This is a genomic window from Peptoniphilus catoniae (assembly GCF_901447155.2).
GTDB lineage: Bacteria > Bacillota > Clostridia > Tissierellales > Peptoniphilaceae > Peptoniphilus_E > Peptoniphilus_E catoniae.
This window is the reverse complement of record NZ_LR588415.1, coordinates 30,163-42,609: the sequence shown is the minus strand read 5'-3', so window position 1 is coordinate 42,609 and position 12,447 is coordinate 30,163. Positions and strand designations below refer to the sequence as shown.

The following is a 12,447-nucleotide window of genomic DNA, read 5'->3' as shown; positions in this document are numbered from 1 at the left end:
TTAGTCCCTTTTTACTATTAAAGCTGTTCCTTGTCCTCCACCTATACATAAAGTTGCAAGACCTGTTTTAGAGTCCCTTCTCTTCATTTCATATAGTAGTGTTGTAAGAATTCTAGCTCCACTTGCTCCTATAGGGTGACCTATTGCAATTGCTCCACCGTTAACATTTACCTTATTCATATCAAGTTCAAGTTCTTTCGCAACTTCACAAGCTTGTGCTGCAAAAGCTTCGTTAGCTTCAATTAAATCTATATCTTTAATTTCAATTCCGGCTTTTTTTGCAGCCTTCCTTGATGAAGGTATAGGTCCTGTTCCCATGATTTGTGGGTCAACACCTGCTGATGCGTAGGAAACTATTGTAGCAAGAGGCTTAATTCCAAGTTCTTTTGCCTTTGATTCAGTCATAATAACAAGCATAGCAGCTCCATCATTAATACCTGATGCGTTTCCTGCTGTTACTGTACCGCCGTCTCTCTTAAAGGCCGGTCTAAGTTTTGCAAGGTTTTCTTCAGTTACTCCATCTCTGATAAATTCATCCTTATCTACTACTGTAACATTGCCCTTTCTGTCTTTAACTTCAACCGGTACAATTTCTTCATCAAATACACCTTCAGCTCTTGCCTTTGATGCTCTGTTTTGTGATGTTGTAGCAAGATGATCTTGTTCTTCTCTTGTTATGCCGAATTTTTCAGATATATTTTCAGCCGTAATACCCATATGATAATTATAGAAAGCGTCCCATAGACCGTCTTTAATCATTTCGTCTATAATCTTGCCGTCTCCCATTCTATAGCCCCATCTTGATTTATCAAGTAAGAAAGGTGCTTGAGACATTGATTCTGTTCCACCGCAAAGTACAACTTCCGCATCTCCAGCTTTAATAATTTGAGCTCCAAGAGATACAGCTCTAAGTCCTGATCCGCAAACCTTGTTAATAGTCATTGCCGGTACTTCTTGTGGTATTCCTGAATGAATTGAAACCTGTCTTGCAATATTTTGTCCAAGACCAGCTTGTAATACGTTGCCTATAATTACCTCGTCGATTTCTGAAGAATCGATTCCCGCTCTATTAATTGCTTCTTTAGCTGCGACAACGCCAAGTTCCAAAGCACTTACGCTTTTAAAGACACCACCGAAAGATCCTACCGCAGTTCTTGCAGCACTAGCTATAACTATGTTTTCCATATAAACCTCCTTGAATTGTTTAAAACTTTTTTAATTTAAAATTAAGCAGCTATAAAGTCGCAAATAAGACTCTATTTTGATGCTAAATTTTTAATTCATACTAAAAATATTTGGCAGATTAAAGATTTTAGCTTTAATTCCATTCTATGAAACCTTTTCCACCTATGAATATTATATAAAGAAATCAATATATAATCAACTATTATTAGGTTTTCTTACCTAACTATATCATAAAAATATATTATTTTAATTTAAAATTCTAAAAAACCTGCTATTTTTAACTAAGCTTTACCCTTATTACATGATTTTTTTATTTTTTATTTGACCTTTAGTAAATTTTTAATTTTTATTTTAAATTAGATATTAAATAGACGAAAATTTGTTCAAAAAAAATTCTCGGTATATCCGAGAATTTTTACAACATATATTTTTTAATAAAATTTATCCTAATTCTTTTTCAAGAATATCAATAATTTTTTTAGCTGCTTTTCCATCCCCATAAGGGTTAACTGCATGAGCCATTTCATGATACTTGTCCTTATTGTCTAAAAGATCCTTTAAATTTTTGTAAATCTTATTATAATCAGATCCTACAAGAACAGCAGTATTTGCCTCTACGCCTTCCATCCTTTCAGTTTCTTCCCTTACAACTATTACAGGCTTTCCTAGGGCAGGTGCCTCCTCTTGGATTCCACCTGAATCGGTAACTACCAGATAAACCTTTTTCATAAGATTTGAAAAGGGAAGATAGTCTAGAGGTTCTATTAAATGAACCTTTTCATTTTTATCAAATACTTTTTTTGCAACTTCCCTTACCTTAGGATTAAGGTGAACGGGAAATACCACTTCTACATCTTCATATTCATTAACTACATCATTTACAGCTCTAAAAATATTTTCCATGGGTTCTCCTAAATTTTCTCTTCTATGAGAGGTTAAAAGTATTACCCTGTTTTTTTCATAGTCCAAATCATTTAGAATTTTTTCGTCAAATTCATAATCCTTAGACGTTGCGTACTTTAAAGCATCTATTACAGTGTTTCCGGTTATGTAAATATTTTTCTCGTCATAGCCTTCTTTTAAAAGATTTTCTTTATTTGATTTTGTAGGAGCAAAGTGAAAGTTTGAAAGTACACTTGTAAGTCTTCTATTTGCCTCTTCCGGATACGGTGAGTAAAGATTATCTGATCTTAGGCCGGCTTCTATATGACCTATTTTTACTTTTTTGTAAAAAGCTGCCAAGGCTCCTGAAAATACAGTTGTTGTATCCCCCTGTACTAAAAGAACATCCGGCTTTTCCTTTTCAATAACATCCTCAAGACCTTTTAGAGAATTTATAGTTATTTCGCTTAGGCTTTGTCCTTTTTTAAATATATTCAAATCATAATCAGGTGCTATATCAAAAATTCTTAGAACCTGATCCAGCATTTCTCTGTGTTGTGCTGTAACAGTTACAATTGTATCTATATTTTTACGGCTCTTTAGTTCCAATACCACAGGAGCCATTTTTATAGCCTCGGGTCTTGTACCGAAGACGCACATTACCTTCAATCTTATTCCTCCTTAGATTTAAACATGCCGAAAATAAATGCCAAAACTATTGTGGCAATTACTACTAAAACTGATATAAAAAGTCCTATTTTTGCATTTACAGTTGACACTAGATTGGCTAAAATACCAAAAATTATCGATATTAGATATAGTATCATCACAGTTTGTCTTTGACTAAGTCCAAGTCTTAATAGTCTATGGTGTAAATGACCCTTATCAGCAGATACCATGCTTTTGCCGTTAATTTTTCTTCTAATCATGGCAAAGGTAGTGTCAAATACAGGTACTCCCAGTATTAAAACCGGAACAAAAATAGTAAGAGCTGCAGCTGATTTCATAACTCCTTCTATGGATATATATGAAAGTACAAATCCTAAAAACAAGGCTCCCGCATCTCCCATAAATATTTTTGCAGGATTAAAGTTATAGGGTAAAAATCCTAAGCAAGCTCCTGCAACAAGTCCTGCTAAAAGGGATATGTCATTATAACCCAATTCTTTTGCAATAATCATTAAGGAAAGTGCACTAATTGCAGAGACTCCTGCTGCCAAACCGTCAAGACCGTCAATTAAGTTTACAGTATTTGTAATTCCCACCACCCAAAAAATAGTGGCCGGTATTGAAAATATCTTTAAAAATATTACAGACTCTCCAAATTTAAAGGGGTTGGTGAAAAATTCAACCCTTGATCCGGAGGCTACCAATATAATTGCCCCTGCAAATTGAAATGCCATTTTAGCCTTGGGACTTAAATCTCTTTTATCATCTATAAGACCTGAGATAAATATTAATGTAGATCCTATTATAAGACCCCATAACTCTTTGGATAAATCCATAAAGATAAATATAGGAATAAGAATTCCTAAATAAATAGCCAAGCCTCCCAAAAGAGGAATGGGCTTTTTGTGCATTCTTCTCTTATCTTTAGGTATATCCACAAAACCGGTTTTAATTGCCAAAATCCTCGCAAGAGGAGTAAAAACCAAAGACAAAATCGCCGCTACAAAAATAGAATAATGGAAAAACTTCATAAGTTCCCCTCCTATTTAGTTCCGAACAATCTATCTCCTGCATCTCCAAGTCCGGGTATTATATACTTATGTTCATTTAATCTTTCATCTATGCCGGCAAGAAATACATCTACATCAGGATGAGCCTTCTTAACCGCTTCTATTCCCTCAGGAGCTCCAATTATATTTAGAGCTTTAATAGTTGAAACATTTCTCTTTTTAAGTTCGTCAATTGCAGCAATTAAAGAACCGCCTGTTGCCAACATTGGATCGAGTAAAATCATAGTCCTTTCATTTACATCCTTAGGCAACTTGCAATAATAAGTTACAGGTTTAAAAGTTTCCGGATCTCTATACATTCCAATATGTCCCACTCTTGCTCCGGGCACCACATTAAGAACTCCATCAACCATACCAAGACCTGCTCTTAATATAGGTACAAATCCTATTTTCTTTCCTGAAATTTCCTTACCCATACACTTGCCTAATGGAGTTTCAACCTCTATGTCTCTAAGCTCCAAATCCCTTGTTACTTCATAACACATAAGAGTTGAAATTTCAGTTACCAAATTTCTAAAATCCATTGAGCTTGTGTGAATACTTCTTAAAATTGTAAGTTTGTGCTGTATTAAAGGATGATCAATAACTACTACTTTTCCCATATTTCCTCCTATAAACCGAATTTAACCCTACCGCCGGATGCCTTTAAAAGTCTGTTCATAATACCTACGCCCAAACCTCTAAGCTCAAAACCTTCGGCATATATTAAATCTACCTTTTCATCATCGCACTTCCTAAGTGCTTCAAATAAATTATGTGCTACCTCTATTAAATTTTCTCTGCTGCCTAAATTAATAACTATGTAGGCTCCCTTATAATCTTCTACTGTTTCATCAGTAGCAAGAACTGCAATTTTTTTGCCCTTCTCCTGTTGAATTTTCCTGTTAATTTCCGCCACAACACTTGGAAGCCTCCCGGCAAAAGTATAACATTCCGCCTCAGGAGCATAGTGTTTATATTTTTGCCCCGGAGACTTAGGCACCCTTTTATCGGAAGCATCTATTACAGCATTGTCAATTTCAATTTGCGGAATTATTTTTCTAAGCTCTTCAGGAGTTACTCCCCCCGGTCTAAGAATCATAGGAGGCTTTACAGTCAAGTCAACTACAGTTGATTCTATACCATAATCCGCCTGACCTCCATCAACTATTATATCAACTTTACCATTTAAATCTTCAAATACTCTTTTAAAAGCTGTTGGTGATGGTTTACCTGAAAGATTTGCCGAAGGTGCCGCTATAGGAAGTCCGCTATACTTTAAAATTTCCCTAGCTATAGGATGAGAGGGCATTCTTATGGCGACAGTATCAAGACCTGCAGTAACTGCATCAGGAACCCTTTTTGACCTTTTTAAAATCATAGTCAGAGGTCCCGGCCAAAATTCATCGGCCAAGGTCTTTGCCAAGTCAGGAAAATCCAAAACGAGATCATCCATTTGTGATATGTAAGCTATATGAAGTATTAAAGGATTATCACCGGGTCTTCCTTTAGCTTCAAAAATTTTTTTGCAAGCATCTGAATTAAAACCATCAGCGCCAAGTCCATAAACGGTTTCTGTGGGAAATACTACAAGCTTTCCCTCTTTAAAGGCATCTGCTATAAGATCAAGCTGCCCTGTATCAAGTTTATTATCTTTTACATCTATAATTTTTGTCCTCATATTATCAGACCTTTCATACTCTACTATTATATCAGTGATTAATAAAGGCTACAAGAAATTAATAACTTTATCCATATGGTCTAAATCCTTTATAAAAGCCATTTTATATGGTATAATCAATTCAAGATTATTGTTTACAAAGAGGAGGAATAAAATGAGTAGCGTGTGGGAGAATGATGATTTTATTTTTGATGGCGATGTTTTAAAAGGCATGACAAGAAAGGGAAAAGACAGAGTTAAAAACGAAGGTTTAACAGATATGATTATTCCTGAAACTGCACCTGATGGAACTCCTATAAGAAAAATCGGTGAAAATGCTTTTTATAGAAGAAAACTTACTTCAGTTGTAATTCCAGAAACCGTTGAGTCAATAGGTTATGATGCTTTCGGAGTTTGTTCACTTGTTGAAGTACATATTCCCGATGCTGTAAAAGAAATTTACGGATTTGCTTTTTATAGAAACAAATTAGAAAAAGTTCATTTCCCTAAAAATCTTAAATTTATCGGACCTTCAGCCTTTGCACTAAACAACCTTGAAGAAGTTGATATTCCTGATACAGTTGAAGTTCTTGACACATCATCATTCTATAAAAACAACCTTGAAGAAGTTAAGATTCCAAGTTCTATTAAGAAGATAAATATGTTTGCTTTCCGCAAAAACAACATTCATGAAGTTGAGGTTCCATCTTCAATTGAAATACTTCATAATTATGCCTTTGAGGAAAATACAAAAGTTATAAAGAAGTAAATATTAAAAAGGACTATAGCAGCTATAGTCCTTTTTTTATTCAAACTTATATTTAGTTTATAGCTTTAATAAATATTTTTAAGAATAATTTCAGTGATTAGACATAAAAAAGGTAGATACAAACTGTACCTACCTTTTTTATGCTTTTTACATTCTATTTAATTGAACGATTTCGTTAAATGTTTCAAGTTGAGTCTTAACTTGTCCGAAGTCAACCATCTGTTGGTCATATCCCATTTTTATTAGTGGGATTCCGGCTTCTTCAAAGGCTCTCTTTAGTGAAGGATATTCCATTTCTTCTGTATCATTAAAGTTCATCATGAATAATAGACATCCGTCTGCTCCGCTTTCTTTTGCAAGATTAACTACATAAGCAGGTCTCTTCCAAATATCAGGGTCATATAGCATCGGGTCTTCGTCCATTCTTGCAAATTGATCTGCAAGTGCCATCATAGGATCTTCAATTGATGTATCTACATCTATCTTCAATCCTCTTGATTCTGATGAAACGTCATCTCCTACTATAGCTACCTTGTATTGGTCAAAGATTTCAAGTAGTCCCGGGTTATCTGTAATAATACCTGATGTTATTACTTTTACTCCGTCCCAATCTTCTTCAGGCATTTCTTTTAGGATAGCGTTGATTTTCTTAAGGTATTCTGAATGCTCGTCTTTAAGCATATGATAGCCTGCTTTTAAAACTCTACATCTGTCTGATGCCTTTATTGTTTGTGGATGACTTGCTGCAAGCTTAATGAACTCTCTTTTTAAAGCTCTGTTTTCATTATAAACTTCAAAAGCTTCTTTTAAATCTTCATCTGTAATTTTTACATCGCAAACTTCTTCAAGTCTTTCTTTTGCTTCATTAAATATTTTAGCATTGTAAACTCTACCAAATTCTTCTTTTCTGTGTTGTGCATGGTTAAGGAATACCATAGGGATTTTTCTTCCTGCTGATACCTTATAGTTTTGTGAAAGAGGTCTTAATGTATCATCAAGAGTTGTAAGCATTGATGCTGATAGTCCGTCTAAGGATCCGTCCAGTGCCATTTCCAAACATCTTAATGCCAGTGAGTAATAGAATGTAGGGAAATAGTTCTTTGCAAGGTCTATAGGTCCTTGTCCGCCCCATACTCCGATTGGTACCATTCCACCTGCATATATAATTTCTTCAGGTGCATAATAAGGAAATACTCCAACACATTTCTTGCCTGCTGCAAGATATTTATCTATTTGTTCTCTTTGATTTTCAGCAATATGATTTAGCTGATCTACCAATTCTCTAATTTCGCTCATTTTATCCCTCACTTATATTGTTTGCTTTGACCAATCTGTTTCTTTTGTGTTTTCAAAGTTAGTATAGATTTCTTCGCTTTTTGCTTCTCTTTCAGCTTTTCTTTCATTCATAATTTCTACTAAACCTTGAACTCTCGTGTTGTATTGTTCTGCGGAGAAGTTTCTTTCGTCCGCTTGGTCCCCGTCAAAGTGAACTACCGGAATATCTAAGTCTTCTTTCCATCTTCTTTCTATTTCAGGCATTGCTCCTGACCAAGGTTTACATGATCTATTGTAGTTAACTAAGGCACCGCTTATTCCGTTTTCCTTAGCCATGGTTTCTCTCCATTCTACACCGTCTTCTATACATACTGAACATGGTGCTTTACAGTAAGCTGCAGCCATTTCTCTTACTCCGTTATATCTAAATCCGAAAGCAGGAGCATAAACAACTGCGGTTACGTTAACTCCATTGTTCTTTAATGGTTCAAATAATGGTCTAAGTGCAGGCCAGCAAGGTATTCCTTCAAACAATATTCTGTGTTCTTCCGGATATTCCCAAGTTGATGTTCCCTCTCTTACTGATTGTTCAAATTCTTCTGATAGAAGTTCGAATCCTTCTGCAGCTCTAACATCACATCTTGCAGCTACTATATCAGCCATGTGGTTAAATAGGTCAAATCCTGATAGAGGAGATGGTTTATACTTCATATATGAGCAAGCTTTAAGCCATGCTGCTGCTGTTCTGTTTGCTATATCACAAGCATCTTGGAATTTCTTTTCATCAAATTTTTTGCCTGTAAGTTCTTCCAATTGCTTAATTGCATATTCAAATTGGCCTACCAAATAGTCAACTTTTTCTTCAGGTACATGAATTGTGTTTTGGAAAGGTATATCAATCATAATCATAGGAATGTTGTGCATTCTTGCTATGTTTTCATACCATTTAGTCATCATGTTGCAAATGTTGTTACAGCAAAGTACAAAGTCAGGTTGAGGCATTTTTCTTGAGTCTGTCGGTTCTCCCATTGCAAAGGCAAGTGATATTCTTGCATAGCCACAAATATCATTGTCATAACCCATATCTTCTGCAGCTTGACATAGTCTTAAACCGTCTTTTTTAGCCGCTGTTGTTGCAGCATGATTTTCAGGATATACTACTTGAAGATCAAATGCTTTTGCAAGTTCAATAGGGAATTTTGATGATGACCATCCTACTAATTCTCCTCTTTGCTTAGCATCCCAAGCATCTCCATATACTGCATCTACTACACTACGAAGAACTTGTGCCGCAGGCTTATGTCCTTCTATTGGTCTGGGTTTTTTCCCAGGTATCTTCTGTAATATTTTTTCAGCCATTTTTTCCTCCTAAATATTTATATAACAAACAATTACTTACTATTTAGCTGCCGCTCTTCTCATATTGTTTTGAATCTTCTGATAAGCAAATATCGCAGCCCCCAAAGCACCATTTAACTGACAGTAGGGTGATGTGTAAATCTTATGTCCTATGTTTTTTTCAAGTGCTCTAACCATACCTCCGTTAAGAGCAACTCCTCCTGTCATAATTACATCATCTTTTATTCCCACTCTTTTTGCAAGGGAACCTACTCTACTTGCTATAGCTGAGTGTATTCCTCTTACTATATCTTCAATTTTAGTACCCTGTGCAAGTTGTGATATTACTTCAGACTCTGCAAATACTGTACAAGTTGATGATATGGTAACATCTTTATCAGATTTACTGTCAAGCTTTTCAAGATCTGATACATCTACTTCAAGTACTCTTGCTATTACATCTAAGAACCTTCCGGTTCCCGCCGCACACTTGTCATTCATAACAAAGTTTTCAAGAACTCCGCCTTCCCCGATTTTTAAAGCTTTGGCATCTTGTCCGCCTATATCTATTATAGTATGCACTCTTGGAAACAAGAAATACGCACCCTTTGCATGACATGAAAGCTCAGACATTTGAAAGTCCGCTTCTTCAAGGGAATTTCTTCCGTAACCTGTTGCAGTTATAAAATCGATATCCTCAATTTTTAATCCTGCTTTTTCCAGTACTTCGCTTATGGCTCTTGACGGGCCGGATGTACCTGCACCGACATCAATTACGGAATTGGCTACAATTTCTCTACCGTCCTTTAGTATTACGCCTTTAGACGCAGTGGATCCTACGTCCACCCCCATAGTGTATATAGTTTCTGCCATTAAAAAACCTCTTTATATTAATATTTTTATAAATAAACCTACACATTAATTGTACTATTAATTGCTTTAAAAGTCAAAATAATGGGATTTAAGCTAAATATTCTTTATATAAACAAGAAGGCAGGGTTACCCTGCCTTACTGTTGTCTTTAATTGTTTTTTATTTCTTAAAAACATTGTCAAAGTCACGAATTACTCTAGGTAAAATCATTTGATGTACCGGACAAATTGACTCAGGATTTTGGTAGCAGCTTTCTGTAAATGCCATTATATAATTTCTCATCATATTCATGTTTACAATTTCGTCTACCATACCTGCTTGTGCACAGTATTTCGGACTTGATTTTTCAATGTATTTTTGAATAAGCTCATTCATTTTATCTATAGTAGGTTGTAGATCTTTTCCTGCCTTTTTATCTTTTGCAAGTCTTCTTGAATACATTGCAACCGCTGCAGTTTCAGCATTCATTACGTTAATTTCAGTTGTAGCAAGTCCTAAACTGAAGACGTTGGTGTCATTGCCTTGAGGTCCTCCAAGTACATAGTGAGCTGCTGCAGTACCTTTTCTCATGGTAATTTCAAGTTGAGGTATGTCAGAATTTTGAATTGAATAAATTAGAGATTGTCCAAGTCCTAAAAGTTCAGCTCTTTCAGCGTCATCTCCTACATCAATTCCTGTAGTATCCTGTAACCAAACTATAGGTAATCTGTCTCTGCTACAGTAGGTTACAAACTCGTTCATTTTTAACAAGCCTTGTCTGTAAAGCTTTCCGCCAATACCTATTGCATTTTCCTTATATTCAGGATATTTCATTAAGAATCCTTGAACGTTTGCAACTACACCTACAAGTAGTCCATTTACCTTTGCAAGTCCTGTTACCATTTCAGGTCCATATCCTTTTTTGTATTCCATAAATTCAGAACCGTCAAAAAGTCTTGATATTACATCATATATATCATAGGTTTTTTTAGGATTTGCAGGGATAATTGAATACATGTCATTTGCATCATAAATAGGTGCCTTAGGATCATCTACTCTGAAAAATTCAGGGTTATATGAAGGAAGCATATCAACATATTTTTTAATACCTTCAATCATTCCATCTTCATCTACATAAACTTCTCTAAAGAATCCTGTTTGTGCAAAGTGAACACCAACTGATCCCGGAGGTGCTACCTTTTTAGCATTCATTGTTTGATCTGCTATTTGGTTAGCTCCTTCTTCATCTATATATCCCTTAGGATTCATACCGCCAAGTATTCCTGCTCCTCCTACTGCCATATTGGCATCCTTATGTGCTATAAGGATAGTAGGTGAAATTGAGTGGTATCCGCCACCTGCAGGGTTTGTACCGTAAATTCCTACTATTACAGGAATTCCCAATTGGTTAAGCTCAGAGTTCCTATAGAAAGGAGTTCCTCCTCCTCTTCTATTTGGATAAACCTCTTCTTGAACGTCAAGCTTAACACCTGAGCAGTTTAAAACATATACTAGAGGTATTCTAAGTCTTTTTGCCACATCTGATGCACGAAGTAAGCTTTCAGCTTGTCCCGGAACCCATGCTCCTGCAAGTTTTTTGTTATCTGATGCAATAATCATTGCCCACTTGCCGTTAATTCTTCCAAGTCCCTTAACAATACCTGTTGAACCATTCTCGTTTTCTCTTGGGTTAAATAGGGAGTTTAAAGGGCACCATGTTCCTTCATCAACAAGTTCATATAGACGTTGAAGTGCTGTCCATTCTCCTCTTTCATTAACCTTTTCATCAGGCTTTCCTGCTGCTTGTGCCTGTGCTATAAGCTCTTGAATTTCTCTTTCTATTTTTGTTATTTGCTCAATGTTTTCAGCATAAAATGAATTTAGTTGGTCTGATTGTTTTAACGGTTGACCAATAACCGGCATATTTTTAAAATATGAATTCATTGAATAGTTGCTCATATTATCTCCTTTATTATTCCTTAGGGATTTTAATAAAAGCTTGTCCCGGGTCGATTTCTTCTCTTATAAGTTTAATTACTTCTTCTTCCGGTTCTTCAAGTAATACAGCTTTTGAAACATCTAGATCAAATCCTGTATTTTCAAGTACGTCTTCAGGGCTTGAAGTTGGATAATATCCTGCAAGATACATTTTCTTAGTTTCTTCATCAAACTTTAAAATTCCCTTGTCAGTTACTACCATTTGAGGTCCAACATTTCCTGGAAGTCCTGCTCTTTCTCTTCCTCCGGGGCCGTCCATCCAACCTGGAGAAGTAATGTAGTCAACTTTTTCTATAAATCTTCTTTTTTCGTGTTGCATCATAATTATAGTATTTACATAAGTTGCAATACCGTTTGCTCCGCCTGAACCTGTAAATCTTGTAGTAGGATGGTGATAATCTCCTATAATTGTTGAGTTTACATTTCCATAGGGGTCAATTTGTGCTCCGCCGATAAAAGCGATCATTCTCTTTTTGTCATGTTGATATTCACAAGCTTCAAAGCCTATAAATCTGATGTTTGGCCATTGAACTGCACAATGAGCCATAAATCTGTTGTCTCCAACTGATCTTGGTACTTCTATAGGATTACAGTCCATAAGACCGCTTTCCACTATTATAAAGCAATCAGGTGCATAAGCTCTTTTTGCAACTGATGCTCCGATTAAAGGAAGTCCCGTTCCTACTATTACAACTTGATCGTTTTCAATTTGTCTAGCAATAGTAACAGCTTGCATTTCCTTGTTGGTATAGTTTTTGTAATTAGCCATT

General features: G+C 35.6%; 11 protein-coding genes. 1 reads left to right on the top strand and 10 read right to left on the bottom strand.

From position 1 onward, the window contains the following. The 5 genes from PEPCATONIAE_RS04910 to PEPCATONIAE_RS04890 form a co-directional block, all read right to left on the bottom strand. The gene (locus tag PEPCATONIAE_RS04910) at positions 1 to 1,185 is read right to left on the bottom strand and encodes an acetyl-CoA C-acetyltransferase (protein ID WP_138159878.1); all 1,185 of its coding nucleotides are present in this window, start codon (positions 1,183 to 1,185) and stop codon (positions 1 to 3) included. Between the two features lie 441 nt (positions 1,186 to 1,626). Then, a complete protein-coding gene (gene wecB, locus PEPCATONIAE_RS04905) occupies positions 1,627 to 2,736 on the bottom strand; it encodes a non-hydrolyzing UDP-N-acetylglucosamine 2-epimerase (protein WP_138159876.1) in 1,110 nt (369 codons plus the stop codon). 2 nt (positions 2,737 to 2,738) lie between these two features. Continuing rightward, positions 2,739 to 3,767, bottom strand: a complete 1,029-nt coding sequence (locus tag PEPCATONIAE_RS04900; RefSeq protein WP_138159874.1) for an MraY family glycosyltransferase — start codon at positions 3,765 to 3,767, stop codon at positions 2,739 to 2,741. A gap of 11 nt (positions 3,768 to 3,778) precedes the next feature. Beyond that, positions 3,779 to 4,408 carry a uracil phosphoribosyltransferase gene (gene upp / locus PEPCATONIAE_RS04895; protein WP_138159872.1) on the bottom strand — a complete coding sequence of 210 codons (630 nt, stop codon included), beginning with the start codon at positions 4,406 to 4,408 and terminating at the stop codon, positions 3,779 to 3,781. 8 nt (positions 4,409 to 4,416) lie between these two features. Next, positions 4,417 to 5,466 (bottom strand): L-threonylcarbamoyladenylate synthase, encoded by a 1,050-nt coding sequence (locus PEPCATONIAE_RS04890; RefSeq protein ID WP_138159870.1) that lies wholly within the window; start codon positions 5,464 to 5,466, stop codon positions 4,417 to 4,419. 154 nt (positions 5,467 to 5,620) lie between these two features. Here PEPCATONIAE_RS04890 and PEPCATONIAE_RS04885 point away from each other — a divergent pair, with 154 nt between their 5' ends. Beyond that, positions 5,621 to 6,214 (top strand): leucine-rich repeat domain-containing protein, encoded by a 594-nt coding sequence (locus tag PEPCATONIAE_RS04885; RefSeq protein WP_138159868.1) that lies wholly within the window; start codon positions 5,621 to 5,623, stop codon positions 6,212 to 6,214. A gap of 147 nt (positions 6,215 to 6,361) precedes the next feature. On the opposite strand, the gene PEPCATONIAE_RS04880 is transcribed toward PEPCATONIAE_RS04885, so the two are convergent. From PEPCATONIAE_RS04880 to gctB, 5 genes are all read right to left on the bottom strand, one after another. Next, the gene (locus PEPCATONIAE_RS04880; RefSeq protein WP_138159866.1) at positions 6,362 to 7,510 is read right to left on the bottom strand and encodes a 2-hydroxyacyl-CoA dehydratase subunit D; all 1,149 of its coding nucleotides are present in this window, start codon (positions 7,508 to 7,510) and stop codon (positions 6,362 to 6,364) included. A gap of 12 nt (positions 7,511 to 7,522) precedes the next feature. Next, a complete protein-coding gene (locus tag PEPCATONIAE_RS04875) occupies positions 7,523 to 8,848 on the bottom strand; it encodes a 2-hydroxyacyl-CoA dehydratase subunit D (protein WP_138159864.1) in 1,326 nt (441 codons plus the stop codon). Between the two features lie 39 nt (positions 8,849 to 8,887). After that, entirely contained in the window at positions 8,888 to 9,700 is an 813-nt protein-coding gene (locus PEPCATONIAE_RS04870) for an acyl-CoA dehydratase activase (RefSeq protein WP_138159862.1), read from the bottom strand. A gap of 159 nt (positions 9,701 to 9,859) precedes the next feature. Further along, positions 9,860 to 11,638 (bottom strand): acyl-CoA carboxylase subunit beta, encoded by a 1,779-nt coding sequence (locus PEPCATONIAE_RS04865; RefSeq protein WP_138159860.1) that lies wholly within the window; start codon positions 11,636 to 11,638, stop codon positions 9,860 to 9,862. A gap of 13 nt (positions 11,639 to 11,651) precedes the next feature. Next, positions 11,652 to 12,446 carry a glutaconate CoA-transferase subunit B gene (gene gctB, locus PEPCATONIAE_RS04860; protein ID WP_138159858.1) on the bottom strand — a complete coding sequence of 265 codons (795 nt, stop codon included), beginning with the start codon at positions 12,444 to 12,446 and terminating at the stop codon, positions 11,652 to 11,654. Position 12,447 lies beyond the last annotated feature (1 nt).